Genomic DNA, 23,965 nt, shown 5'->3' with positions numbered 1-23,965 from the left:
AAGCCTGATCAGCAAGGTATTAAAGGGTTCCATTGGTTAAATAAAATGTGTTGAACGCTATAAAAAAATCACATTTTCTGGCTCTTGACAAGATTTTTACACAATGCTTAAATTTTGTTAAATAACGAACGTTCGAGATAATAAAAAACTGTTCCTAGAATTACCCCAATGCCCAAGATTGTTGACCATGACCAATACCGCCGTGAGTTGTTGAATCAATGCTTTGACTTATTTGCCGAGCAGGGGTACGCCGCCTTGACCATGCGCCAAATTGCCCAGGCCTTGGGGGTTTCCACGGGTACGCTCTATCACTATTTTTCTAGTAAGGAGGATTTATTCGAGCAACTGGTAGCAGACATGGTTGAGCAGGACATTTACAGCTTTGCCGCTGAACTTGAAAAACTCCCCACCTTTGGCGAACGTCTTGAGGCTGCTTTTGGATTTCTGGAGCGCAACGAGGCCCGCTGTCGGCAACAAACGTTAATTTCAATTGAGTTTTATCAGCAGCAGGGGGCCGATAAAGTCCAACAAAATGCCGCCTTAAAGCAAGTTTCAGACCATGTGGAACAGGCCTTGGTGGATGTGCTCAAACTGGAGGATCGGCGGCTGATTCGCTTACTGATGTGTTTTGTGGATGGCCTTTTAATGCACCGAATGTTTGAGGGAGAAGCCGTTTCGATGACCGAACAATTAGCCTTAATGCGCCATGTGATTACGACCTATCTCGACCACCAGCAGGTAAGGAGTCAGGGTGATGTTGGTTAAATGGAAGCCTAAGGGTTGGAAAGTCCCCCTTTTAGTGGGCAGTCTTTTAGTTGTGACTGGCGGAATTATTGCCTATGGCATGAACCAAGTTGCTCAATTTTCCCAGGCCAAGCGCGAGAGTGAAATCCCCCTAACCCCCAGCCCACCCCCCCAAGTTACTGCCCTTGGCCGCCTAGAACCTCTCTCAGAAGTGATACAAGTTGCCGCTCCCTTGGCCTTGGATGGGGATCGAGTGGCGGAATTACGGGTCAAACGGGGAGATCAGGTCAAAACCGGGCAAGTGATTGCAGTGCTAGATTCTGCCCAGCGACTCCAGGCCGCGCTCAACCAGGCCCAGCAGGACGTTAAAGTGGCCCAGGCCCGCCTTGCCCAAGTTAAAGCCGGAGCCAAATCCGGGGCAATTCAAGCCCAGCAAGCCACGATCACTCGCGTCAATGCCGATCTGGAGGGAACCATTGCTACCCAAAAAGCCACCATTGCCCGCTGGCAGTCCCAAGTTCGGATTGCTCAGTCAGAATATGAACGCTTTTATGCCATCTACCAAGAGGGAGCCATTTCCACCTCCCAATTAGATGCGAAGCGTTTGGATTTAGAAATGGCCCAGGCCCAACTCAAGGAAGCCCAAGCCGCCCTCAGTCGTTCCATGAATACCCTGGCGGCCCAACAACGGGAAGCCAACGCCACCTTAAACCAGATTGCGGAAGTGCGGCCGGTGGATATTCAAGTCGCCCAGGCCGAAGTCGAACGCGCCATTGCCAATCAACGCCAACTGCAAACCCAATTGGAACAGGCCTATATTCGCTCCCCGATCAATGGCACCGTCTTAAAAGTCCATGTCCGGCCGGGGGAATCCTTGGGGGATGATGGCATCGTCAGTTTAGGCACCACCCAACAAATGATGGTCGTGGCCGAAGTCTATCAAACGGATATTGCTCGCGTCCGGCCTGGACAAACGGCCACGATTACCGGCCAAGCCTTTGCGGATCAACTCACGGGTACGGTAGTTGAAATTGGGCAACAGGTGGAACGGCAGGCCATTTTCAGCAATCAACCGGGGGAAAACCTAGATCGGCGGGTTGTGGAAGTCAAAATCCAACTCTCTCCCGAATCTAGTCCCATCGCCGCTCGTTTCAGTAATCTCCAAGTCCAGACCGCGATTCAAGTTTCAGAACCAGTTTCCCAACTAATTCAATCGAGGTGAGGTAATGATGATCTCTTGGCCCCAGACTAAACTTCAATTGACCTATCTCTGCTTATGTTTACTCGGAACTGTTTTGCCAGTTGTCCAACTTGTACGCTTTATTAAGGATTATGGCCTGGATGTAGTCCTATTTTTCCAACAGGTTTTCGCTAACCCAGCCGCCAGTATGTTTGGCTTTGATGTGGGAGTCTCTCTTGTTGCTCTCTGGGCTTTGATCTTAGTTGAAGGCAGGCGATTAAATCTCTCCTCCCTTTGGTTGCCTTTAGTGGCCAGCGTCACGGTCGGTGTTTCCCTGGGTTTACCCCTATTTTTGTTAATCCGTCAGTCTCATCTTGATTCAACCCAACGTAACGCCTTGCTTTGACCTGAAGCATAACGAACATTCGATTTAACAGGTATGACACCATGCCCCTGCATCAAGCCCTGAAGCAATATCTCTCGCCTTGGTTCATCCTCGTATCCGCAATCGGTAAGCTCATCTGGCTTGAAGATCAAACTGCCATCCATCAGGAAAAAGCTCGACTGCTCTATGCATTGGGGTTGCTCAATTATCTGGAAATTTACGCCTTTTTGGATGATTTACCCTGGTGGTTTTTGTAATTTTATTCAACTTTTAGGAGAAATTATGACCATCGTTTACCCCTATCTCAACCAGGCCACGACCACAGCCCATTTAACCCGCACCGATCTGCCTCAAGCCATTGATGCCCTCACCCAGGCCTTTGCTGACTACCCATTTTTGCAATATCTCATCCCCGGGGCCAATGAATCACGCCAAGAGTCCTTAATTCGTCAATTTTGTGCCACCACCGTCAACTATGCCCTGCCCTATCGCCAAACCTATACGACTCCCGATGAGATCAAAGGCGTGGCGGCCTGGATTCCCCCCGGCGAAACAAACATTCATTGGTGGCGGTTTTTACAGGCCGGGTATTACAAAATGCCGTTTTTACTGGGTTGGCCAGGCTGGCAACGGTTAAACCATTTGATGCAATTCGAGAAATATCGCCATCAAGATTTGCCCGATCCCCATTGGTATTTGATGATTTTGGGCGTGGCCCCAGCATTTCAAGGTCAAGGGATTGCCCGACAACTCCTGCAACCGATCCTCACCCAGGCCGACCAAACCGAGCGGGCTTGTTATCTAGAAACCGGAACCCAGGCGGCGGTCAATTTCTATGAAAAACTCGGCTTTCGGATTCAACGCCAGGAATGTTTAGGTCAGACTGATATTCCCTTTTGGACCATGATTCGCCAACCCCAACCCCTCTGAGGCTTCTGTAGATGTTTCGCAAATTCTGGAAAAAAACTCCCCTGGCCTGGTTGCAACTGACTCGGCAGAAAAGTCGCTTTTTCGTCGCCCTTGCCGGGATTGCCTTTGCCGATATGTTGATTTTTATCCAAATGGGGTTTGAAGGAGCCTTAATGGATGCCGCGGTCAAGCCCCACATGGCCCTGAATGCCGATTTAGTCCTGGTTAACCCGCAACTACAAACCCTCTTTTCTGTCCAAAGTTTTGCCCGCGAGCATCTTTACCAAGCCTTAGCCATTCCTGATGTCAAGTCAGTCAGTCCGCTCTACTTTTCCACGGGGCAATGGCGCAATCCCGAAACTCGCCTCAGTCGAAATATCTTAGTCTGGGGCATTGATCCGGCCCAATCACCGTTTAATTTACCCGATGTCAACAGTAACCTCGACCAGATTAAACCCTTGGGACAGGTGATCTATGACCAGGCCGGCCGCCCCGAATTTGGCAATATCGCCCAACTCTATCAATCGGGAAAGCCCTTAGAAACCGAAATTGGCACGAAACGGATTCAAGTCGCCGGCCTGTTTACGATGGGAGCCTCTTTTGCCGCCGATGGAAATGTGATTGCCAGTGATTCGACATTTTTACACCTATTCAATCGCAATCCAGAGCAAATTGAAGTCGGGTTAATTCATCTTCAACCGGGTGCAGACTTATTAGAAGTTCAAAAGGAGTTACGCCAGCATTTACCGAGCAATATCAATGTTTTAACCATCGAAGAATTTGCCAAGATTGAGCGCACCTATTGGGCAGAAGGAACCGGGATTGGCTTCATCTTTGGCCTGGGGGTAATCATGGGCTTTATTGTCGGAATTGTGATTGTTTATCAAATTCTTTATTCTGATGTTTCCGACCACTTACCCGAGTATGCCACCTTAAAAGCAATGGGCTATGGCGATAACTATTTACTCGGCGTATTAATGCAAGAAGCTCTGATTTTGGCAGTCTTAGGATTTATTCCAAGTTTGGCTTTAGCAACGGGCCTCTATCAAGTTACCTATGCCGCCACGATGCTGCCCATTTTCATGAAAACAGAGCGGGCGGTGAATGTGTTTGTTTTAACGGTTTTCATGTGTTTTATCTCCGGCGTGATTGCCATGCGAAAACTCCAAGCGGCAGATCCGGCCGATATTTTCTAAAAACAGATCGGGATAGGGTTTGATCTCAGGTGTGGGAGGTTCTAAAAACAGTTCAATGGCTTCTTGGATATTGGCTAAGGCTTCTGATTCCGTTCTCCCTTGGCTGGCCAGATCAATTTCTAAACACTGAGCAACATACCAATTCCCTTCTTGCCAAATTCCTACCGTAAATTCTTGTTTCATGGAGTTGTAGGTTATGACGACAACTCAAGCCCCAGTGATCAAAATCCACAACTTAGATCATTTCTTTGGTAGCGATAACACCCGCAAACAAGTGCTGTTTGACATCAACTTAGAAATCCAGGCCGGGGAAATTGTGATTATGACGGGGCCATCGGGTTCTGGAAAAACAACGCTGCTAACATTAATGGGAGGGTTGCGGTCGGCCCAATCGGGGAGCTTGCAGATTTTACAACAGGAAATAAACGGGGCAACTAAACCACAACTGACGAAACTCCGGAGCAACATTGGCTATATTTTCCAGGCCCATAACTTGATGTCTTTTTTAACGGCAAAACAAAATGTCCGCATGTCCCTCGAACTTCATGAGCACTATCTCAATGGGGATTTGGATCAGCAAGCGGTTTCTATGTTAGAAGCAGTTGGCCTGGAGCATCGGGTGGATTATTTTCCCCATGATTTATCGGGTGGGCAAAAACAACGGGTCGCCATTGCCAGAGCCTTAGCCAGTCGCCCCAAAATTGTCCTCGCTGATGAACCCACCGCTGCTTTAGATAAAAAATCCGGTCGGGATGTGGTGGAACTCATGCAAACCCTTGCCAAAGAACAGGGCTGTACGATTTTGATTGTGACTCACGATAACCGGATTCTCGATGTTGCTGATCGAATCATTTACATGGAAGATGGCAGACTGTCGCAAAATACAGCTACAACTAAGTCCATATCCTGAGTCGCTCACTCTGGCATAACGCAGGTGTGTACCTGGTAGCTTGGGAGTAGACATGGGAATAAGGCATGACCAGAATAGGCTCAACTCTCAGAACCTTTTGAGCATGGGAGATAAGTCAATGGATAATAACCCAATGTTAAGCAGACTACCCGTTACTCTTGACCAAGCTCTTCAATAACTGGGACATAATAATTATTTCTCAAAATTAATTAAGGCAATGGGCTGCCTCTGAAGATTCACCATACCAACGTTCAGCCAAGCTATATAAATCTCCCAGAATAGCAATTAGTTCTGCTCCCTTGTCCGTCAGATCATAACTCACCTGAGGTGGAATGGTGGCCTGGTAATGTCGTTGAATTATCCCTTCTCGCTCCAGCATCCGCAATCGTTCGGTTAGCATCTTTGTTGAAATTCCGGAAATCTCTTGCCTCAAGACACCAAAGCGAGTTGCTCCCTGCTGAGACAGCACCCAAATCAAATACAGTGTCCAGGGGCCAGACAGAACAGTCATTAGGCGACTCAATGGGCAAACCTGGTCTTCAGAAGCTCCTTGTCTCACCCGCTCAATTCCTCTAGTTACCAACAACATTCTTAGTTACTTTATAGTATCTACTTTACTTTAGTAAGTGTTCTTTCTTAGAATCAGATAGTCTCTATACAGCGATTGCTAGCGAGGTCTTCATGTCAAGTATTGCTATTGTCTATTTCTCTGGAGGGGGACATACTCACCTATTGGCGGAAGCTATTGCCGTCGGAGTTGAGGGAAGTGGTGTGCCAGTAGAATTACTGAGAATTACGGGTGAGCAGATTGTCAATGGTCGCTGGCAAGAGCCACAAATCATGGCCAAGCTGAACCAAGCCCAAGGTATCGTTTTTGGCAGCCCAACCTATATGGGGGGTGTCGCAGCCCAGTTTAAGGCATTTATTGATGCATCTAGCGAGGCCTGGTTTTCTCAACAGTGGAAAGATAAAATTGCGGCTGGGTTTACCCATTCCAGTTCTCTCAGTGGCGATAAACAGGGAACATTGCTTTATCTGGCAATTAATGCGGCCCAACACAGCATGATTTGGGTCGGAGCTGGGGATTTACCAAGTCACTACATCGGCAAGGATGATGGCGTTAACCGTTTGGGGTCATTTCTAGGGGTAATGGGCCAAAGTCCAATGGGCCCTGGCGGGACAGCGGCTACACTCGATCCAGGAGATACAATTACGGCTCACCAGTTTGGGCAGCGTCTAGCCGTGGCAGTGAAACGCTGGAATTCCTGCCCCTAAATATTTGGGTTAAGCCAGGGATACTAATGAACTTACTTTTTTAATCTGAATTCTGTCGCCGACTTGCACCCCCAATATCCCTGCTTGTCCGGCCCCAATTTCTAAAACCGCATCAACGGGGCCTGGAGATGGATAAACAGGACAAGGATTTTCTTGGCAGGGGGGAACATGGGCCGTAATTCCAATGACCTGGCCTTGGCGTAAAAAAATCATATCCAGGGGGATCAAACAGTTTTTCATCCAAAAGCTGACGGGTTGCGGTGGACTAAAGGGAAATAGCATCCCCCGATCCGGGGCTAGTTCTGTGCGATACATCAGGCCTTTGCTTTGTTCCGGTAAGGTGCGGGCGACTTCCAGATTAATGACAGCATTACCAATCACGGCCTGGGCGGTAATCGGTAAGGTTTGGGCCTTAACCATTAACCCATTGGGGGTAGCCTGGGAGTTCACGAGCAATATGGGACTGAAGATTGTTAAGGCTAAAAGAGCCAATAGGCAGACTCCCCCAATCCACCCGTTACGCTTCCCGGAGAACATACCCCACCCCTCGGACTGTATGAATAAGCCGTTTATCACTTTCGTCTTCAATTTTGATCCGTAAGTAGCGGACATATACTTCAATCACATTGGATTCGCCCATGAAGTCGTAGCCCCAGACATTTTCTAATATCTGCTCCCGACTGAGAACCTGTCGCGGATGTTCCATGAGGTATTTCAGCAGTTCGTATTCCTTCATGGTTAACTCAATCATCCGCCCATTCCGTTCAGCCCGGCGTGTGGCTAAGTCAAGGGTTAAATTATCAAACCGCAACAGTTCATTACTTTCTTGGGCTGGTTGTAGATAAAACTCCACCAAAACGAGAAAACTTTGGGGGTTATAGGGCATGAGGATATAGTCATCGGCACCCGCAACCAGAGAAGCAACTCGTTCCTCCACTCCATCCCGATGGGTGATAATCAACAAGGGTAGAGTAACTCCCTGTTGACGTAAATCCTGGCAGAGATCCAATCCGCTAGTTTTGCCAACAATCGTATCAATGACAATTAAAGACGGCTGCCAGTGATCAAGGGCCAATCCACACTCCACTCCTGATGTAGCCACCACCGGATCATAGCCAGCTACTTGTAAGTCATGCCCCATGGACTGGGCCAGAGTCGAGTTACTACTGATCAAGAGAATACGGGGCTGAATATTGGCCGGAGTCGGTTCCATTAGGGCATAACTTCTTTGACGTGAGAGGCCTAAGGTCTAGGGTAGCCTACAAGTTGCCACTCCCTGCCGTTAGTTGCTAAGAGTCAATCAATGGCCTGGGGCAAAACTCAAGTTAGCAGCATTAGATGGACTCATTACGTCTGCATTGGCTGAAATGATCCGCTATATTTCTTCTTTCTAGTAGGAATTTAACTTTTTTCAGAAGCTCTGTGACTCGATATGCTGGAATGACAAGCCGATTTTCTGCGACTCCCTTGCTGAAAAACTTCACCCAAACCGTCACCCAGGCCCTGCAAGCTGCCCAGGCCCAATTTGATTGGAGTCGGATTCATCTTAAACAGCAGGCTCACGTTCCGACCCTTGAGGTCTTTGATCCCGAATCTGGCCAGGCCCAACCTTACCCTCTCTTAGGAGATCGCTACATTCTCGGCCGCAGTCAGACCAAGGCGGATATTAAAATTGATAGCTCTATTGTCAGTGGCGTTCATGCCCAGTTAACTCGGTTAGGGCCGGGTAGTTCTGTTTTTCAGATTGAGGATTTAGATTCTAGTAATGGTATTTTTCGCGGTCGCCGCCGAATAGAAGTGGGCGAATTACATGATGGCGATACATTGACCTTAGGCCCCCCAGATGAGGCCCGAGCTGTCCAACTGACTTTTTTAAATCCGCCCCCCTTACCCGTCAAAATTTTCATCTGGGGCCTGGGTGGAACCGCCGCTTTAGTCGGTCTGGGTCTGGTCTGGTTGGGAGTTGAATGGATCAAAATTCCGGTGCGCCCTTTACCTGCAATGACCCAAGGGCCAGTGATTATTTTGTCAGCCGATGGCAAACCCCTCGCCCCTGTGGAGCAACATCCCCATGTGGAACTCCGCCAACTTTCCGACTATTCGCCTTACCTGGCCAAGGGAGTCATGGCCTCGGAAGATAGTCGTTACTACTGGCATTTTGGGGTAGATCCGATTGGCATTTTCCGGGCAGGCCTGACTAATCTCAGCGGGGGTGAACTGCGGGAAGGGGCCAGTACTCTGACGCAACAGGTGGCCCGGACGCTCTATCGCAATTATGTGGGTAGTGAAGATTCCTTAGGGCGCAAACTCCGGGAAATGGTCGTCGCCCTTAAGTTAGAAGCCACCTACAGCAAAGATGAGTTGTTACTGGCCTATTTAAATCGGGTCTATCTGGGCCTGGGAAATAATGGTTTTGCCGATGCAGCGAGGTTTTATTTCAATAAGCCACCTAAGGAGCTAACCCTGGCTGAAGCGGCGACCCTAGTGGGAATTTTGCCGGCCCCCAATAGCTTTAATCCGATTCGGGACTATGACGCGGCCATTGATTATCGCAATCGGGTCATCAGTCGGATGGCTGAACAGGGCTATATTTCCGTTGCAGAAGCAGATCGGGCCCGCCGCTCACGCATTGAAGTCAGTCCAGAGGCTGAAAAAGCCCTAGCTATCCAACCGGCCGCCTACTACACGGATCAGGTGTATGCCGATTTAGCCCATTTGTTGGGAAAGGACTTAGCCCAGGAAGGTAATTTAATTGTCACGACCGGGTTAAACCTGGACTGGCAGAAGCGAGCGGAAAAAACCCTGAAGGACAACTTGCAAAAATGGGGCAATTCTGCCGGGATTGGGCAAGGGGCAATCCTAACTATCCATCCGGAAACGGGACTGATTGCAGCTTTAGTGGGGGGGAAAGACTATGGCCAAAGCCAATTTAATCGGGCTACCCAGGCCCAGCGACAACCGGGTTCAACCTTTAAGGTGATTTTATTTACGGCCGCCTTAATGCGGGGAATTTCCCTGGGGCAAACCTACTCCTGCGGGCCGTTTTTCTGGCAAGGGCAGCAGTTTGCAGGCTGTCGGCATGGCAGTGGGGCGATGGATTTATACCGGGGTCTTGCCCTTTCTGAAAACCCCATTGCTCTGCGTCTGGCCCAAGACGTTGGTTTACAGCGAGTGGTGGATTTAGCTCACCGAATGGGAATTAAAAGTCCATTGCAAGCTGTCCCAGGCCTGGTTTTGGGGCAAAATGAGACCACTCTTCTAGAAATGTGTAGCGCGCTGTCCGTTTTAGCGAATCAAGGCCGTTACTTGCCTCCCATAACGATTAGTCGTGTTCAAGATGGTGGAGATTGCTCTAACCCCGATGATTTCCAGACCTGTCGGATCATTTTTGAGCGGGATGCCCAAGACTTAGGGGGGGAACCTGTTGTGCCGGCTGATGTGGCTGCAACCATGACCCAGGCCCTAACGGCAGTTGTTCGAGCAGGAACGGGACGGGCGGCGGCCATTGGCCTAAGGGCGGCGGGTAAAACGGGAACCACCAACGACTATCGAGATTTATGGTTTATTGGCTATGTCCCCAGCCGGAATGTCTTAACTGGGGTCTGGCTTGGCAATGATAACAATAGTCCAACTCAGGGCAGTAGTGGGGATGCAGCGGCAATTTGGGGAGATTTTATGGGCCAGATTTTACGTTAGGAGCAGCGGATACCGGCCTGGGAAGGCTTAAACCTTAGGAGAAAAATGTTGCAAATGGTTTCTGGGCCTGGCATATTTCTGAATGCAGTTTGTATGCTAGAGGGGCCTGCTTTTCGGCAAAATTGTCCGGTGAATTTTTAACTTAAGTGTTTGCAAACTATCCCGTGACGCTCCCGAACGCCCACAAGGTTGACCCCGCTGCTCACTACCCTTGTCCCTGTCGCCAAAATGGGGAATTAATCCCAATCGTCTTAACCGAGGCTTTGGGGTGTCAACGCTGCCAGCAAATTTTTGTTGTCCGTCCCGATGGCTATTCCATTGAACAATTAGTCGTCACCTATCCTTACAAGCGGATTTGGTATTGGACAGGCTTACAGTGGCAAGCCCTCCGGCGGGGTCTGGGAGATCAGCCTTGGCTTTATACCTTGGGGCTACTGATCTTCTTACTTTTGCCCATTTTGCTCTGGGTGCCGCTCCTGTTCCAAGCCTCACTAAAACTGGAAATCATGATTTGGGTCGTTCTGTCCATTGCAATGACGCTCTTCCCGGCCCTGCTGATCTGGGTTGCGCTCTCCCGCCACTAGTCGATAATGACAGAATGACCCATTCCTGCCCCGTACCTCTGTCCGTTGCCGAATGTTTTACTGCTGCCCACCAGGCCCAGCCAGTGATTGCCACTTGTTCGGCCGCTGTCCGTAATCAGGTTCTGTATCTTCTTGGACAACAATTACGGGAGAATACCTCAGCCATTTTAGAAGCCAATACCCTTGACCTAGAATCCAGCCGCGATTTAGCAACGTCCCCAACCATTTTGGCCTGGTTACGGCTGACCCACGAACGCGTAAAGATGGGTGGGGCCTGGTTAGAGCGACTGTTATCGGCCCCGGATCCACTGGCAGTTTCTCAAGGCATGGCTGGGCATATGTTTCCCATTCCTATTGGTCTAGTTGGCCTGGTCTATGAAGGGTTTCCCTTGATGTCATTGCTAACGGCCAGTCTATGTCTTAAAACTGGTAATGCCTTAATTGTGCGCCCCTCACCAGAAACGAGCTACACCAACCAGGCCTTGCTGGATTTAATCCATACAGCCTTGGCCAAAGCTAACCTCCCGATCACCACCATTCAATCCCTTGCCCCTGAAGTCCCGCTGAAGGATATTACGGCAACTCCATCCGGTCTGAATTTGCTCATTCCCTATGGCCGTCCCAGTTTTGTCTGGCAAGTCCAGCAGCAAACTAGTGGCCAAACCCTTCCCATTGCGATTGGAAATAACTATCTATTTTGGGGGACATCCGGCCAGCCGGAACTGGTCTTAGAAATGATTTACCGGAGTCACCAGGCCGAGCCGGATGCAGTAGTCGCCATTGAAAAAGTTCTAGTCCCACCGGAGTTAAATCGCTCTCTCCTGGCCTGGCTCTGGGATAGTTTGGGACAACAGGGCTTTGAGATCCGGTTGGGAACGGCATTAAAAGCCGAATTTGGGCAATTCAAGATAGTGGATGCAGAGGAATGGCAAGGCGCTTATCTCAAGAAAATTGTCGCCTTTGAAGCCGTACCCAATTTGGAAGCTGGAATTACTTGGATCAATCAGTATGGTCGCGGTCCGGTTTGTGCCGTTGCCAGTGAATCTTACCGAGAATGTTTAACCCTCAGCCAACGGATACGCTCACCCCAAATTTGGTTGAATCGGCCCCCAGAGTTTTCTCGCTTAGAAACATTATCCCTAGGGATTTCTGCCCAAGCGGGACTGTATCGGGGCCTGGTGGGTCTGGGGCAATTGGTTAGCCATCAACGGTTATTTTTTGCTTAACTATCCCGATAATCAGTTAGGATTTGGGGCGGAACTGAGGAGTTAACCCTATGGACTTAAAATCGTTAATCCGTGATGTGCCTGATTTTCCTAAGCCTGGAATTTTATTTCGGGATATCACCACCCTCCTGCAAAATGAAGCGGGCCTGCGCTATGTGATTGACCAACTCCATGATCACCATGTTGATGCGGGAATTGACTATATTGCTGGGATCGAGTCGCGGGGGTTTATCTTCGGCGCGCCCTTAGCCTATCGCCTAGGAGCCGGATTTATCCCAATTCGTAAACCTGGTAAGCTTTGCCAGGCCGTGTATAGTGTCGAATACAGCTTGGAGTATGGCACCGATAAACTCCAAATTCACCAAGATGCCGTTCAACCAGGGAGTCGCGTGCTGATTGTGGATGATCTGATGGCCACCGGAGGAACCGCCGCCGCCGCCGCCCAACTGGTTGACCAGGCCCAGGGGGAACTGGCTGGCTTTGCCTTTATTGTCGAGTTAGAAGATTTAGGGGGGCGGAAATTACTCCCGGATGTGCCCATTAAAACCCTAGTCACTTACTAAAGTCGCTTGTCCAACGGAACGGGGGGTAACTCCCCGCAAGCTCCAGAATCGGGTGAAGGGGTTGAGGGTTGGTTAGGATAGGGATACCAGCGGATTTGGACTCATCACAGGTTTAGCCGGCCATGGGCAAGGCTGTCTTCTCCATCTACATCACAGGCTTGTGCCGGTCTCTCCCCTCGGCCTGGATCTATTTCTATGAACATAATTAGGATTTTGATGGCTATTAATTAGGGTTTTCGGGAGGGACAGGTTATGATGCAGGCAATAAGTATTTTTACTTTAGGCTCTTAATTTTCGGTTTTTTCTAAATGAACATTCTTTTAATTTATCCCCAGTTCCCCCAGAGCTTCTGGTCCTTTGAAAAAACCTTAGAACTTGTCAATCTCAAGGCTCAATTGCCCCCCTTAGGGATGATTACGGTCGCGGCATTACTGCCCCAGGCCTGGAATTTCAAGTTGGTGGATCGCAATGTCCGAGACGTAACCACCGCCGAATGGGCCTGGGCAGATGTGGTGATTTTATCGGCGATGATTGTCCAAAAAGCTGATTTTGCTGCCCAGATTCAAGCCGCTAAGGCCGAGGGAAAATTAGTTGCGGTGGGTGGCCCCTATGCAACCGCCTTGCCCGAAGAAAGCCTAGCTGCGGGGGCGGATTTCCTGATTTTGGATGAAGGGGAAATTACCCTGCCGATGTTTGTGGAGGCCTTAGAAAAAGGGGAAACGAGCGGGATTTTTCGAGCCAATGGTGAACGCCCCGATGTGACGGCCACCCCAATTCCGCGGTTTGATTTACTGGATTTATCAGCCTATGCGGAGATGTCTGTCCAGTTTTCCCGCGGTTGCCCCTTTCAATGTGAATTTTGCGACATTATCGTCCTTTACGGCCGTAAACCCCGGACAAAAACCCCAGAGCAACTCCTGGCTGAATTGCAATCTCTTTACGACTTAGGGTGGCGCAAAAGTATTTTTGTTGTGGATGATAACTTCATCGGCAATAAGCGAAACGTCAAACTGTTGCTCAAAGCACTCAAACCTTGGCTAGCTGAGCGGGCCTATCCATTTTCCTTTGGCACAGAAGCCTCTGTAGACTTGGCCCAAGATGCTGAGTTAATGCAACTGATGGTGGAGGCTAATTTTGGCACGGTGTTTTTAGGGATTGAGACCCCCGATAGTGATAGTTTGGCCTTAACAAAAAAATTCCAGAACAATCGGGATCCCCTGGTGGAATCTGTGTTGTCCATTAGCCAGGCCGGGTTACGGGTCATGGCTGGTTTTATTATTGGCTTTGATGGTGAAAAATCTGGGGCCGGACAACGGGTGGTCAAATTTGTCGAGGAAACTACCATTCCCACAGCCATGTTTAGTATGCTCCAGGCCCTCCCTGACACTGCGCTCTGGCATCGCCTCAACCGGGAAGGTCGTCTACGCGCCGCTGGGGAGGGGACAGGCAACCAAGTCACGTTGATGAACTTTACCCCAACTCGCCCCATCGAAGAAATTGCCCAAGAGTACATTGATGGCTTTTGGCAACTGTATGAACCCCTGACCTTTTTAAACCGCACCTATCGCCACTTCCTCATCTTAGGAGCAGCCCGGAAGCGAAACTATGCCAAACGGCCCCAGGCCCGAGAAAAATGGGCCATTGATTGGGTGGCCATTCGCGCCTTGCTTATCCTGATTTGGCGACAAGGGATTCTCCGCTCCACCCGTTGGCAATTTTGGTTAAATTTAATCAGCTTGGCCTGGCAGTATCCCATAGTGGTCGTCAGTTATTTATCCGTTTGCGCCCAGGCCGAACACTTTATTGACTATCGTCAGCGGGTACGGGGAGAAATTGAAGCCCAACTTGCGGCATACCTGGCCCAACAACCCCAATCCCTCGCGACTCCTGTTGCGGCTCAATCTGCTGCCTAGGATTAGACCGAGACTTCTAAGGCATGGAAAGTACTAGGAAGATGATCGGGTAGTCATGCTTGGCCTGGATGGCGATCATCGTCTTACCCAGCTTGCTTGAAAATATAGCGTTACTCATTGAGGGTGAGATGGGGACAAGTCAGAAAATCCTTTATGAGCAGTCTTTTGACATTTCCACTCTCTCAGAACAGTCTGCGTAACACTATAATACCAGTTCAACATTTTCTCGGTTGACTGTATCGGCTTCTGAAGATGTACTTCAACTCCAAAACAAAAAGACGGAAGTGAATACCTCCGCCTTCAAGTTGATTAACTCATTTTGGATCGTTGAGTTTTAACGTTAACTAAAAGTCCCAGTTAGGGTCTTAGTAGTCAAAGTCTCCACCCATGCCCGCACCGGCCCCAGCAGGAGCAGCGTCTTTGGGTTCGGGTTTGTCAACGATGATGCACTCAGTAGTCAAAACCATGCCAGCGATAGAAGCCGCATTTTGCAAGGCCGACCGAGTAACTTTAGCAGGGTCAACAATCCCAGCGGTGAACATATCGACAAACTCATTGATGGCCGCATCATAGCCAACATTGAAGTCTTTCTCTTTCACCCGCTCCGAGATGATCGCGCCATTTTGACCGGCATTCTCAGCAATCCGGCGCAGAGGTGCAGTTAAGGCCCGCTCCACAATCCCAGCCCCGATCAATTCCTCAGCGGTCAAGTTGGCAGCAGCCCAAGCACCCAAATCAGGACCTAAGTGCGCCAAAGTCGTCCCACCACCAGGAACAATCCCTTCTTCCACCGCAGCTTTGGTGGCGTTGATGGCATCTTCCAAGCGGAGTTTGCGATCCTTCATTTCGGTTTCGGTAGCAGCCCCGACTTTGATCACGGCCACACCACCGGCCAGTTTAGCCAAGCGTTCTTGCAGCTTCTCTTTGTCGTAGGAAGAATCGGTTTCTTCCATTTGCCGACGGATTTGCTCACAGCGGGCTTTAACGGCTTTCTCGTTGCCTTCCGCAACCAAGGTGGTGGTGTCTTTGGTGATCGTGATCCGGCGAGCTTTCCCCAACATTTCCAACTTGGCAGCGTCGAGTTTCAAGCCAGCATCTTCAGTAATCACTTGACCACCAGTCAGGACAGCAATATCTTCGAGCATGGCTTTGCGGCGATCGCCAAATCCAGGGGCTTTCACAGCGGCCACATTCAAGACACCCCGGAGCCGGTTCACGACCAAGGTAGCCAAGGCTTCTTTTTCGATGTCTTCAGCAATGATTACCAAGGGACGACCAGAGCGGGCGACTTGCTCCAGAATCGGGACTAAATCTTGGACAAGGGTGATTTTCTTGTCGGTGATCAAGATAAATGGCTCATCTAAAACCGCTTCCATCCGCTCGGTGTCGGTGGCGAAGTAGGGAGAGATATAGCCTTTGTCAAAGCGCATCCCTTCGGTAACTTCCAATTCGGTCGTCATGGATTTGCCTTCTTCCAGGGAGATAACCCCTTCCTTACCGACTTTATCCATAGCCGAGGCGATCATTTGACCGACTTCTTCATCGTTCCCAGCGGAGATGGCAGCGACTTGGGCAATGGACTTAGAATCTTCCACTTGCCGGGCATGGGCCGCGATTTTGTCCACGAGGTATTGGGTGGCTTTATCAATCCCACGCTTTAAGGAGATCGGGTTAGCCCCGGCCGCAACGTTCCGCAGGCCTTCTTTGACCATGGCATGGGCCAACACAGTGGCAGTGGTAGTACCGTCGCCAGCGGCATCGTTGGTTTTAGAAGCTGCTTGCCGAATTAAGGCCACACCGGTGTTTTCAATGTGATCTTCAAGTTCGATTTCTTTGGCAATGGTGACACCGTCATTGACGATTTGGGGGGCACCAAATTTTTTCTCCAAAACGACGTTCCGACCTTTGGGCCCGAGGGTGACGGCGACTGATTCGGCCAAAATATCCATCCCTTTTTCCAGGGCGCGCCGGGCGTTTTCGTTGTAAATGATCCGCTTAGCCATAGGTTTATTCCTGTTTCAACAATTCAACAATGGTTTGATTGATGCAAAAAGATGTGTGAGGTGCTCACGGGAGCAAACTTAGGCCACAACTGCCAGGATGTCTTTTTCGGACAAGAGAATATATTCTTCACCCGCCAACTTAACTTCGGTGCCGGCGTATTTGGAGTAAAGAACTTTATCGCCAACTTTGACATCGAGTTCTTGGCGAGTGCCGTCATCACTACGTTTCCCAGGCCCCACGGCGGTGACTTCTCCCACTTGAGGTTTTTCTTGGGCATTATCGGGTAAAAGAATCCCACCCGCGGTTTTAGCTTCGGCTTCACTGACCTTGATAAAAATCCGGTCACCGAGGGGTTTTACCGTTGAAACACTCAAAGATACTGCTGCCATACGGACTATGTCTCCCAACAATTAGAGTTGATTGAGTAAAAGGAGGGTGATGAACAAGTTTAGGAAACTGATGCACATCAGCGGCCCCAAACTCGTTAGGATGGAAAATTAACTGCCAAGTCCCAAAGCTTCATTAAGAGCATCAGTCGAGATTTAGCACTCTTCACCTCTGACTGCTAACTTACCGAGAAACCCCTATTCATAGCAATCACATCTTGAGTACGGCTTCCCGAACTAGGGTCTTGATGGGTGAATTTATTTAGACAAGGGCTTGATACAAGGTCAAGTTCTCGGAAGTTGTACCCAGGAGACTTGAGGACAGATGTCTTTAAGGAATAAGACTTCGATATACTGCAATCATTCACCTGGGCCATGCTTTGGGTCGGTCAATCGCCTGAGGAAAACACTGACTACCATGTTTGAAAGCCACACTGGGGTTAGAGACTTAAGTTCATCAGAGTTAGCATTTCGGAGTATTTTCGAGAATGCTGCCGAAGGGATTTTCCAGACGGATTTGGCTGGACGCTATATTCGAGCTAACTATTCGTTGGCAAAAATTTATGGTTATGAGTCCCCAGAGGCTTTAATTCAAGATCAACCCAATGCTAAGGCCGGTTTGTATGTGGAACCCCAGCGACGGCAAGAGTTTATTACCTTGATGGCCGAGCAGGATACCCTGACTGATTTTGAATCGGCAATTTATCGGCGGGATCGGAGCATTATTTGGATTTCTGAAACCTGTCGGGTGGTGCGGGATCAACAGGGACAAGTCCAATATTATGAAGGTTTTGTGCGCGATATTACTCAACAACGCTTGGCGATGGATCAACTCAAGTCCACGGAAGCCCGTCTCCAACAACGAAATCAAGAACTTGCTGAAGCCTTAAGCCAACTCCAAAACACGCAGCGGGAACTCGTTCATTCCGAGAAGATGGCGGCTTTGGGGCAGTTAGTGGCGGGGGTGGCCCATGAAATTAATACGCCCTTGGGGGCCATTCGCTCCTCCATTGAGACCATTGATTTATTTGCTCAGCGCACCCTCCCAACTTTGCCAGATGTACTGCGGAACCTCTCCCCCGAATTGTTTGCGGCCTTTACATCCCTAAGACAGTCTTGCCTCCAGGATACATTGCAACTCTCCAGTCGCGAGCGACGGCAACATAAACGGCGCATGACTCCCATTCTCGATGAACTGGGCCTGGAAAATGCTGATGGTTGGGCAGATACCCTGATTGATATTGGAGTCCTGGGAGATTTAACCCCGTTTTTACCTTTGCTCCAGGCCCCAACTGGGTTAGAGGTCATCGAGCTAGCTCATCAATTAGCCCTATTAGAACGCAGCACCCACACGATTACCACCGCAATTGAACGGGCCGCCAAAGTCGTTTTTGCCTTGAAAACCTATGCCCGTTTTGATCAGAGTGGTCAAAAAGTGGTGGCGCAGGTGACGGATGGAATTGAGACGGTCTTAACCCTGTACCACAACAAACTGAAACATGGAGTCGAGGTAATTCGGGAGTATGAGCCAGTCCCCTTGATTCCCTGTTATCCCGATGAATTAACCCAGGTGTGGACGAATTTGGTACACAATGCCCTCCAGGCCATGGACGAACGGGGTCGCCTCCAAATCCAGGTTAAAAACCAACCCCAGGCCATTGCAATTCAAATTACCGATAGTGGGCCGGGAATTCCCGATGCAGTTATGCCGCGGATTTTTGAACCCTTTTTTACCACAAAGCCAATTGGGGAGGGCAATGGCCTGGGTTTAGATATTGTCCGCAAAATTGTTGATAAACACCAGGGAACAATTAACGTCAACTCCCGGCCTGGGGAAACGACCTTTACCATTACCCTACCTGTTCAGGAGTCTGTGGGCCATGCCTAAGCCAGTAATTTTATGTGTGGATGATGAACGGGTGATTTTGGAAAGTTTACGCACCCAACTCAAAAACGCATTTGGCGATAAATATCTCTATGAAACTGCCGAGAGTGCCGATGAAGCCATGGAACTGATTGATGAACTCCAAGATGAAAATTCCGATGTGATTGTGATTGTTTCCGATTGGCTGATGCCGCGGGTGCGGGGAGATGAATTTTTGATCCAAGTGCATCAAAAGTTTCCTAAAGTTGTGAAGGTAATGCTGACGGGCCAGGCCGATGAAAGTGCAGTCCAACGGGCCCTTGAGCAAGCTAATCTTCACCGTTGTTTAAGTAAACCCTGGCATAGTGAGGAGTTGGTAGAGACGATTATTTCGGGCCTGGGACCACAGCCGTTTTGAGGGCGGTATTTTCGGTAAATCTGCGGTAGTCGTTTGATAGACTAGCCCCTAAGATGTTGGATAGACTGAGCCTTTAGTTTTTTGTCCCATTGGAACTTACCCTTGTCTGCCCCACACCCCCACACCCCAAAGCCAGTTGTCATCTGTGTTGATGATGAGCCAGCGGTTTTAGAAAGTTTGCGGATTGAACTCCGGCGAGCTTTGGGGGATGAGTGTGTGATTGAAACCGCGGAAGGGGCCGAAGACGCGTTGTCTTTAATGGAAGAACTGCGTCAGGATGACTGTGAGATTGCCCTAGTGCTCTCCGACTACATCATGCCGGATTTGAAGGGCGATGAGTTACTCGGCCGGATTCATCAGATGTCCCCCAATACCTTAAAAATCATGCTCACGGGACAGGCCAATTTAGAAGCAGTGAGTAATGCCCTTAAACTCTCAAAACTCTATCGCTATATTTCTAAACCGTGGAATCCAGAGGACTTAAAATTAACGGTTTTAGATGCTGTCCATAGTTACTTGCAGGATCGCAAGATTGATGAGCAGAACTATCGCTTGATGCAACTCAACCAAGAACTAGCCCAAGCTAACCAAGAACTCAAGCGACTGGTTGAGGAACAATCGGAAATTATTGCGGCGCGTACAGCAGAATTGGAACGGGCGAATCAGGAACTCATGCGCTTGTCTATTACTGATAGCTTGACGGATTTAGCCAATCGCCGCCATTTTGATGCCGTCCTCAGTCAAGAATGGTTAAGTGCAATTCGGGAAAAAACATCCTTGGCCATGATTTTGGCTGATGTGGACTTTTTCAAGCTCTACAACGATCAGTATGGACATCATGCTGGAGATATCTGTTTGCAACGGGTCGCGCGGGTTATTCAAGAGGCTGTCCATCGGCCCCGAGACTTGGTGGCTCGCTATGGTGGGGAAGAGTTTGTGATTGTTCTACCCAACACTGATATTCAAGGGGCGGCGTTAATTGCTGAGAATATTCGTCAGATCATCTACACCGAGCAAATTCCCCACCAAGCCTCTTTAGTTAAACCCTATCTCACCCTCAGTTTTGGAATTGCTGCCCTACTACCGGCTCCCCAAGAATCTCCCCTCGTCCTCTTTAACGCAACTGATCAGGCTCTCTATCAAGCTAAACGTCAAGGGCGAAATCAGATAGTAACAGCGCAACAGTTTAAGACTCCTTTGGCTTCCTAGCAGATGTGAGAGATTAACACAAGCAACCTCAGGACTACTGATACCCACCATTGAGCTTAATGATGACTGGACTGACGTGCCAAATATCCCGGCAGTAGTCTTGAATGGAGCGATCCGAGGAAAATTTACCCATCCGGGCCGTGTTCAAAATAGACATGGCTAACCACTGTTCACGGTTTTGATAGGCCTGGCTGACTTGCTGCTGGCAATCGATATAACTCTGATAATCTGCCATCAGATAATATTTATCTTGATTCCACAGTCCACTCAGGAGGGGTTGAAAGAGATTAGTATCCCCATGGGAAAAGTGACCGCTGGCAATTAAATCCAAGACTCGTTTTAGTTGCGGATTACTCTGAATATAGTCCCAAGGTTGATAACCCTTTGCCCCCAAGGCCTGGACTTCTGGGGTCGTTAAACCAAAGAGGAAAAAGTTTTCGGCCCCCACCTCTTCCCGAATTTCCACGTTCGCCCCATCCAGTGTCCCAATGGTTAAGGCCCCATTCATGGAGAATTTCATGTTCCCTGTTCCTGATGCCTCCAGGCCAGCCGTAGAAATTTGCTCCGATAGATCTGCAGCTGGATAAACCCGTTGCCCAAAGGTGACGTTATAGTCGGGCAAAAAGACAACCTTTAATCGTCCAGCCACATCCGGATCCCGATTAACCACATCCCCCACCGCCGTAATCAGCTTAATCATTAACTTGGCCGTGAAATAGCCGGGTGCTGCTTTGCCGCCAAAAATAAAAGTCCGCGGGGTGATATCCAAGTGGGGATTGTCTTTAATCTGTTGATAGAGCGTAATAATATGCAGAACATTTAAGTGTTGCCGCTTATACTCATGGATGCGCTTGACTTGAATATCAAAGAGGGAGTTGGGATCAACGATAATCCCCGTTTTGGCCTGGATATGTTCGGCAAGAGCTACTTTGTTGTCATGTTTGGTCTTACCCCAGCAGGCGCGAAAATGATGATCATTGGCGAGGGGTTCTAGTTGCCCCAGTTGATCTAAGTCCTTAATCCAGCCATCCCCAATCTGCTCCGAAATCAACCCAGTCAGGCCTGGATTACTGAGGACAACCCACCGTCGCGGCGTTACCCCATTGGTTTTATTACTAAAGCGTTCGGGATAAAGTTGGTAAAAGTCATGTAAAACCGTGGCTTTCAGTAATTCTGTGTGCAGAGCGGCCACGCCATTAATTGCATAACTGCCGACACAGGCCAAGTTGGCCATCCGCACATAGCGTTCTCCTGATTCATCAATGATGGACAGCCGAGCGAGGGGATCACTTTGGCCAGGGTAATGCAGCCGGACTTGATCCAAGAAACGCTGATTAATCTCAAAAATAATTTCTAGATGTCGCGGTAATAAATACTGAAACAGAGCAATGGGCCATTTTTCCAAAGCTTCCGGTAACAGGGTGTGATTGGTATAGGCAAAGGTGTGTTGGGTTACATTCCAAGCAGTATTCCAATCCAGATGATGATCATCCACTAACAGCCGCATTAACTCGGCGACAGAAATAGCTGGATGGGTATCGTTTAGCTGCACCGTGAATTTTTGATGGAACTTCGATAAATCTGGATTGTGTTGGAGATAAATCCGAATCATATCCTGCAACGAAGAGGAGGAAAAAAAGTATTGTTGGGACAGCCGCAGTTCTTTCCCCTGTAGAGGTTCATCGTTGGGATAGAGGACTTTAGTAATATTTTCCGAGGTGATTTTATCCCGAACCGCCCCATAGTAGTTGCCTGTGTTAAAGGCCTGGAAATCAAAGGACTCAACCGCCTCGGCCCGCCATAGCCGGAGCGTATTGGCCGTATTGACCCGGTAACCCAAGATTGGCGTATCGTAAGCGACCCCTTCCACCACATGATGGGCATCCCAAATCACCCGGTAATGGCCATCGCTGTCTGTGTAGCTACGGGTATGTCCACCAAATTTCACCGGCATCCGCACTTCTGGACGGGGAATTTCCCAAGGATTGCCATAGCGTAACCAACGATCTGTAACCTCCACCTGCCAGCCATCGCGAATTTCTTGATCAAAAATGCCAAACTCATAGCGAATCCCATAGCCAAAACTGGGAATTTCGAGGGTAGCCATCGAATCCAAATAGCAAGCGGCTAGCCGTCCTAAGCCTCCATTCCCCAGGCCGGGTTCTTCTTCCTGGTTTAACAGTTCTTCAATATCTAGGCCCAGTTCATTGACAGCTTCTTCCACCTCCTGACGGATCCCGAGATTGATCAGGTTATTGCCTAAATGGGGCCCGAGGAGAAATTCGGCCGAGAAATAGCAAACAGTGCGACTCCCCTGCTGTAAATAGGTTTCCGCCGTAGAAATCCAGCGTTGAAGCAGGCGATCCCGCACGGTGTAAGACAAGGCCATATAAAAATCATTGCGGGAGGCAACCGAGGGAAAGCGGGCCTGGAGATAAAACAAGTTATCCATAATTGCCCGTTTGAGAGTTTCCAAGCTTGTCCCAGTCCGATCATCCTCAACGGCAACGATGGGGCAACCTTCAGGAATGAGTGAGGTCATAAAACTACCAGCCTAAGTGAGGAACAAGGGACTAAACCAGAGGAGAAATAGCAATGAAACTAACTAATCATCACACCTACCTCTTTTTGGTTATACCCTAGAGAGGAAATCTGCATCTAAAACTTAAAGAAATCTTCCAATCACGGGGTTTTTTAACCATTTCTTAGGATCATAATCATGAAATATATTTCCAGCAGTTTATAAGATCAATCTTGTCATAGTTAATATTAGATTCATATTCACTTTTTAAGAATTCTATCATGATCAGATCTCTGGTTTTATCCGAGTGATTTTCATCCATAACCCTATAGCTAATCTTGCAAGGATGGAGTCTTTTAATCTTTCTCAACTTTCGATACGGCCTAGGTAACCTAAGTTTGGGATCAGGGAAAATCAAGTCATACAGCGGATTCGATATTGGACTGGTACAGCTTAAGGTGCTACACCCCTGTTTTGAATTAGATTCAAGGCTTGAATGTACCAAATAGATGCCGAAAGTGCTGTAAAGAGTCTTTAATCAGTTAGGGTATGAAACCTTTGCTATTTCTTAATCTTCTTAACTCACTTTCAATACTTATGAGCATAGAGCAAGTAGCAGTGCAATTGAAAATTGAAGGTGATTCCTGTCTTTTGCGTCATCAGTAAAAGCATCAAACTCTACGGCTAGGTTTACACGTGTAGAATTTACTGGCCAGGCCTTTTCCCAACACCCAATTTAATTATTTCAGCTAAGTTTCAAGTTGTTCCTAAACTTAACCTAATCCTAACCATATCTTGAACCAAAGATCAGTTGAAATCCTGTAGGGTCTTTAAGTGGCAATATTTCTCAAGGTTGGCTTTAACTGTATTTAAGCTATTTGCCAGAGAAATCTAGAAAGAATCTTGCTTGATAGGGATTTAGATGCTTTCGCTGGCCAAAATTCTAAACTTATCCTTTGCAATGGGGAAATAGAATTTTCTT

General features: G+C 48.7%; 23 protein-coding genes. 16 read left to right on the top strand and 7 right to left on the bottom strand.

Annotated features, from left to right (window positions below; translation table 11 throughout):
* Positions 1-168 precede the first annotated feature (168 nt).
* Genes RIF25_RS07560 through devC form a run of 6 tightly spaced genes read left to right on the top strand, consistent with a single transcriptional unit; the run spans position 169 to position 4,414 of the window.
* Positions 169-765, top strand: coding sequence for a TetR/AcrR family transcriptional regulator (locus RIF25_RS07560; RefSeq protein WP_322877941.1), 597 nt, complete (start codon positions 169-171; stop codon positions 763-765).
* Entirely contained in the window at positions 755-1,966 is a 1,212-nt protein-coding gene (locus RIF25_RS07555; RefSeq protein WP_322877940.1) for an ABC exporter membrane fusion protein, read from the top strand. Before RIF25_RS07560 ends, RIF25_RS07555 begins: the two co-directional genes overlap by 11 nt.
* Before the next feature lie 4 nt (positions 1,967-1,970).
* A complete protein-coding gene (locus RIF25_RS07550; protein ID WP_322877939.1) occupies positions 1,971-2,330 on the top strand; it encodes a DUF2834 domain-containing protein in 360 nt (119 codons plus the stop codon).
* Between the two features lie 41 nt (positions 2,331-2,371).
* Positions 2,372-2,566, top strand: a complete 195-nt coding sequence (locus tag RIF25_RS07545; RefSeq protein WP_322877938.1) for a hypothetical protein — start codon at positions 2,372-2,374, stop codon at positions 2,564-2,566.
* A 25-nt stretch (positions 2,567-2,591) separates the two neighbouring features.
* Positions 2,592-3,239, top strand: coding sequence for a GNAT family N-acetyltransferase (locus RIF25_RS07540; RefSeq protein WP_322877937.1), 648 nt, complete (start codon positions 2,592-2,594; stop codon positions 3,237-3,239).
* Between the two features lie 11 nt (positions 3,240-3,250).
* The gene (gene devC / locus RIF25_RS07535) at positions 3,251-4,414 is read left to right on the top strand and encodes an ABC transporter permease DevC (protein WP_322877936.1); all 1,164 of its coding nucleotides are present in this window, start codon (positions 3,251-3,253) and stop codon (positions 4,412-4,414) included.
* On the opposite strand, the gene RIF25_RS07530 is transcribed toward devC, so the two are convergent.
* Positions 4,334-4,597: a type II toxin-antitoxin system HicB family antitoxin gene (locus RIF25_RS07530; RefSeq protein WP_322877935.1), complete on the bottom strand. Its 264-nt coding sequence runs from the start codon at positions 4,595-4,597 to the stop codon at positions 4,334-4,336. The genes devC and RIF25_RS07530 overlap by 81 nt on opposite strands.
* A 13-nt stretch (positions 4,598-4,610) precedes the next feature.
* Between RIF25_RS07530 and RIF25_RS07525 the strand changes: the two genes are divergently transcribed.
* The gene (locus RIF25_RS07525; RefSeq protein ID WP_322877934.1) at positions 4,611-5,324 is read left to right on the top strand and encodes a DevA family ABC transporter ATP-binding protein; all 714 of its coding nucleotides are present in this window, start codon (positions 4,611-4,613) and stop codon (positions 5,322-5,324) included.
* 205 nt (positions 5,325-5,529) lie between these two features.
* Here the strand turns inward: RIF25_RS07525 and RIF25_RS07520 are convergent, their stop codons facing one another.
* Entirely contained in the window at positions 5,530-5,835 is a 306-nt protein-coding gene (locus RIF25_RS07520) for a winged helix-turn-helix transcriptional regulator (protein ID WP_322877933.1), read from the bottom strand.
* A gap of 170 nt (positions 5,836-6,005) precedes the next feature.
* On the opposite strand from RIF25_RS07520, the gene RIF25_RS07515 reads away from it, so the two are divergent.
* On the top strand, positions 6,006-6,599 hold the full coding sequence (locus tag RIF25_RS07515; protein WP_322877932.1) for a flavodoxin family protein: 594 nt from the start codon (positions 6,006-6,008) through the stop codon (positions 6,597-6,599).
* A 9-nt stretch (positions 6,600-6,608) separates the two neighbouring features.
* Here RIF25_RS07515 and RIF25_RS07510 read toward each other — a convergent pair whose 3' ends face one another.
* Both RIF25_RS07510 and nblR read right to left on the bottom strand, forming a co-directional pair.
* Positions 6,609-7,136: a DUF192 domain-containing protein gene (locus RIF25_RS07510; RefSeq protein WP_322877931.1), complete on the bottom strand. Its 528-nt coding sequence runs from the start codon at positions 7,134-7,136 to the stop codon at positions 6,609-6,611.
* Positions 7,117-7,812 carry a response regulator transcription factor NblR gene (gene nblR, locus RIF25_RS07505; RefSeq protein ID WP_015124249.1) on the bottom strand — a complete coding sequence of 232 codons (696 nt, stop codon included), beginning with the start codon at positions 7,810-7,812 and terminating at the stop codon, positions 7,117-7,119. Before nblR ends, RIF25_RS07510 begins: the two co-directional genes overlap by 20 nt.
* A 227-nt stretch (positions 7,813-8,039) precedes the next feature.
* Here nblR and RIF25_RS07500 point away from each other — a divergent pair, with 227 nt between their 5' ends.
* The 5 genes from RIF25_RS07500 (at position 8,040) to RIF25_RS07480 (ending at position 14,581) form a co-directional block, all read left to right on the top strand.
* Positions 8,040-10,295: a transglycosylase domain-containing protein gene (locus tag RIF25_RS07500; protein ID WP_407682361.1), complete on the top strand. Its 2,256-nt coding sequence runs from the start codon at positions 8,040-8,042 to the stop codon at positions 10,293-10,295.
* A gap of 164 nt (positions 10,296-10,459) precedes the next feature.
* Positions 10,460-10,879, top strand: coding sequence for a hypothetical protein (locus tag RIF25_RS07495; protein WP_322877929.1), 420 nt, complete (start codon positions 10,460-10,462; stop codon positions 10,877-10,879).
* Between the two features lie 14 nt (positions 10,880-10,893).
* Positions 10,894-12,105, top strand: a complete 1,212-nt coding sequence (locus RIF25_RS07490) for an aldehyde dehydrogenase family protein (RefSeq protein ID WP_322877928.1) — start codon at positions 10,894-10,896, stop codon at positions 12,103-12,105.
* A gap of 50 nt (positions 12,106-12,155) precedes the next feature.
* Positions 12,156-12,668 (top strand): adenine phosphoribosyltransferase, encoded by a 513-nt coding sequence (locus RIF25_RS07485; RefSeq protein WP_322877927.1) that lies wholly within the window; start codon positions 12,156-12,158, stop codon positions 12,666-12,668.
* A gap of 308 nt (positions 12,669-12,976) precedes the next feature.
* Positions 12,977-14,581: a B12-binding domain-containing radical SAM protein gene (locus RIF25_RS07480; RefSeq protein ID WP_322877926.1), complete on the top strand. Its 1,605-nt coding sequence runs from the start codon at positions 12,977-12,979 to the stop codon at positions 14,579-14,581.
* Between the two features lie 365 nt (positions 14,582-14,946).
* Here RIF25_RS07480 and groL read toward each other — a convergent pair whose 3' ends face one another.
* Both groL and groES read right to left on the bottom strand, forming a co-directional pair.
* Positions 14,947-16,584: a chaperonin GroEL gene (groL, locus tag RIF25_RS07475; protein WP_322877925.1), complete on the bottom strand. Its 1,638-nt coding sequence runs from the start codon at positions 16,582-16,584 to the stop codon at positions 14,947-14,949.
* Positions 16,585-16,662: 78 nt separating this feature from the next.
* Positions 16,663-16,974, bottom strand: coding sequence for a co-chaperone GroES (groES, locus tag RIF25_RS07470; RefSeq protein ID WP_015124241.1), 312 nt, complete (start codon positions 16,972-16,974; stop codon positions 16,663-16,665).
* 415 nt (positions 16,975-17,389) lie between these two features.
* Here groES and RIF25_RS07465 point away from each other — a divergent pair, with 415 nt between their 5' ends.
* The 3 genes from RIF25_RS07465 (at position 17,390) to RIF25_RS07455 (ending at position 20,462) form a co-directional block, all read left to right on the top strand.
* On the top strand, positions 17,390-18,859 hold the full coding sequence (locus tag RIF25_RS07465; protein ID WP_322877924.1) for a sensor histidine kinase: 1,470 nt from the start codon (positions 17,390-17,392) through the stop codon (positions 18,857-18,859).
* On the top strand, positions 18,852-19,253 hold the full coding sequence (locus RIF25_RS07460; RefSeq protein WP_322877923.1) for a response regulator: 402 nt from the start codon (positions 18,852-18,854) through the stop codon (positions 19,251-19,253). The genes RIF25_RS07465 and RIF25_RS07460 overlap by 8 nt, the downstream gene beginning before the upstream one ends.
* Positions 19,254-19,355: 102 nt before the next feature.
* A complete protein-coding gene (locus tag RIF25_RS07455; protein ID WP_322877922.1) occupies positions 19,356-20,462 on the top strand; it encodes a diguanylate cyclase domain-containing protein in 1,107 nt (368 codons plus the stop codon).
* A 34-nt stretch (positions 20,463-20,496) separates the two neighbouring features.
* Here the strand turns inward: RIF25_RS07455 and RIF25_RS07450 are convergent, their stop codons facing one another.
* Entirely contained in the window at positions 20,497-23,004 is a 2,508-nt protein-coding gene (locus RIF25_RS07450; protein ID WP_322877921.1) for a glycogen/starch/alpha-glucan phosphorylase, read from the bottom strand.
* Between the last annotated feature and the right edge of the window lie 961 nt (positions 23,005-23,965).

Origin of the sequence: Pseudocalidococcus azoricus BACA0444, from assembly GCF_031729055.1 — a bacterium.
Classification (GTDB): domain Bacteria; phylum Cyanobacteriota; class Cyanobacteriia; order Thermosynechococcales; family Thermosynechococcaceae; genus Pseudocalidococcus; species Pseudocalidococcus azoricus.
This window is presented reverse-complemented; position numbering and strand designations above follow the sequence as displayed.

Coding starts and splice junctions, on each gene's coding strand:
- RIF25_RS07560 (WP_322877941.1), top strand. CDS start 169: ATGCCCAAGATTGTTGACCATGACCAATACCGCCGTGAGTTGTTGAAT.
- RIF25_RS07555 (WP_322877940.1), top strand. CDS start 755: ATGTTGGTTAAATGGAAGCCTAAGGGTTGGAAAGTCCCCCTTTTAGTG.
- RIF25_RS07550 (WP_322877939.1), top strand. CDS start 1,971: ATGATGATCTCTTGGCCCCAGACTAAACTTCAATTGACCTATCTCTGC.
- RIF25_RS07545 (WP_322877938.1), top strand. CDS start 2,372: ATGCCCCTGCATCAAGCCCTGAAGCAATATCTCTCGCCTTGGTTCATC.
- RIF25_RS07540 (WP_322877937.1), top strand. CDS start 2,592: ATGACCATCGTTTACCCCTATCTCAACCAGGCCACGACCACAGCCCAT.
- devC (WP_322877936.1), top strand. CDS start 3,251: ATGTTTCGCAAATTCTGGAAAAAAACTCCCCTGGCCTGGTTGCAACTG.
- RIF25_RS07530 (WP_322877935.1), bottom strand. CDS start 4,597: ATGAAACAAGAATTTACGGTAGGAATTTGGCAAGAAGGGAATTGGTAT.
- RIF25_RS07525 (WP_322877934.1), top strand. CDS start 4,611: ATGACGACAACTCAAGCCCCAGTGATCAAAATCCACAACTTAGATCAT.
- RIF25_RS07520 (WP_322877933.1), bottom strand. CDS start 5,835: ATGACTGTTCTGTCTGGCCCCTGGACACTGTATTTGATTTGGGTGCTG.
- RIF25_RS07515 (WP_322877932.1), top strand. CDS start 6,006: ATGTCAAGTATTGCTATTGTCTATTTCTCTGGAGGGGGACATACTCAC.
- RIF25_RS07510 (WP_322877931.1), bottom strand. CDS start 7,136: ATGTTCTCCGGGAAGCGTAACGGGTGGATTGGGGGAGTCTGCCTATTG.
- nblR (WP_015124249.1), bottom strand. CDS start 7,812: ATGGAACCGACTCCGGCCAATATTCAGCCCCGTATTCTCTTGATCAGT.
- RIF25_RS07500 (WP_407682361.1), top strand. CDS start 8,040: ATGACAAGCCGATTTTCTGCGACTCCCTTGCTGAAAAACTTCACCCAA.
- RIF25_RS07490 (WP_322877928.1), top strand. CDS start 10,894: ATGACCCATTCCTGCCCCGTACCTCTGTCCGTTGCCGAATGTTTTACT.
- RIF25_RS07485 (WP_322877927.1), top strand. CDS start 12,156: ATGGACTTAAAATCGTTAATCCGTGATGTGCCTGATTTTCCTAAGCCT.
- RIF25_RS07480 (WP_322877926.1), top strand. CDS start 12,977: ATGAACATTCTTTTAATTTATCCCCAGTTCCCCCAGAGCTTCTGGTCC.
- groL (WP_322877925.1), bottom strand. CDS start 16,584: ATGGCTAAGCGGATCATTTACAACGAAAACGCCCGGCGCGCCCTGGAA.
- groES (WP_015124241.1), bottom strand. CDS start 16,974: ATGGCAGCAGTATCTTTGAGTGTTTCAACGGTAAAACCCCTCGGTGAC.
- RIF25_RS07465 (WP_322877924.1), top strand. CDS start 17,390: ATGTTTGAAAGCCACACTGGGGTTAGAGACTTAAGTTCATCAGAGTTA.
- RIF25_RS07460 (WP_322877923.1), top strand. CDS start 18,852: ATGCCTAAGCCAGTAATTTTATGTGTGGATGATGAACGGGTGATTTTG.
- RIF25_RS07450 (WP_322877921.1), bottom strand. CDS start 23,004: ATGACCTCACTCATTCCTGAAGGTTGCCCCATCGTTGCCGTTGAGGAT.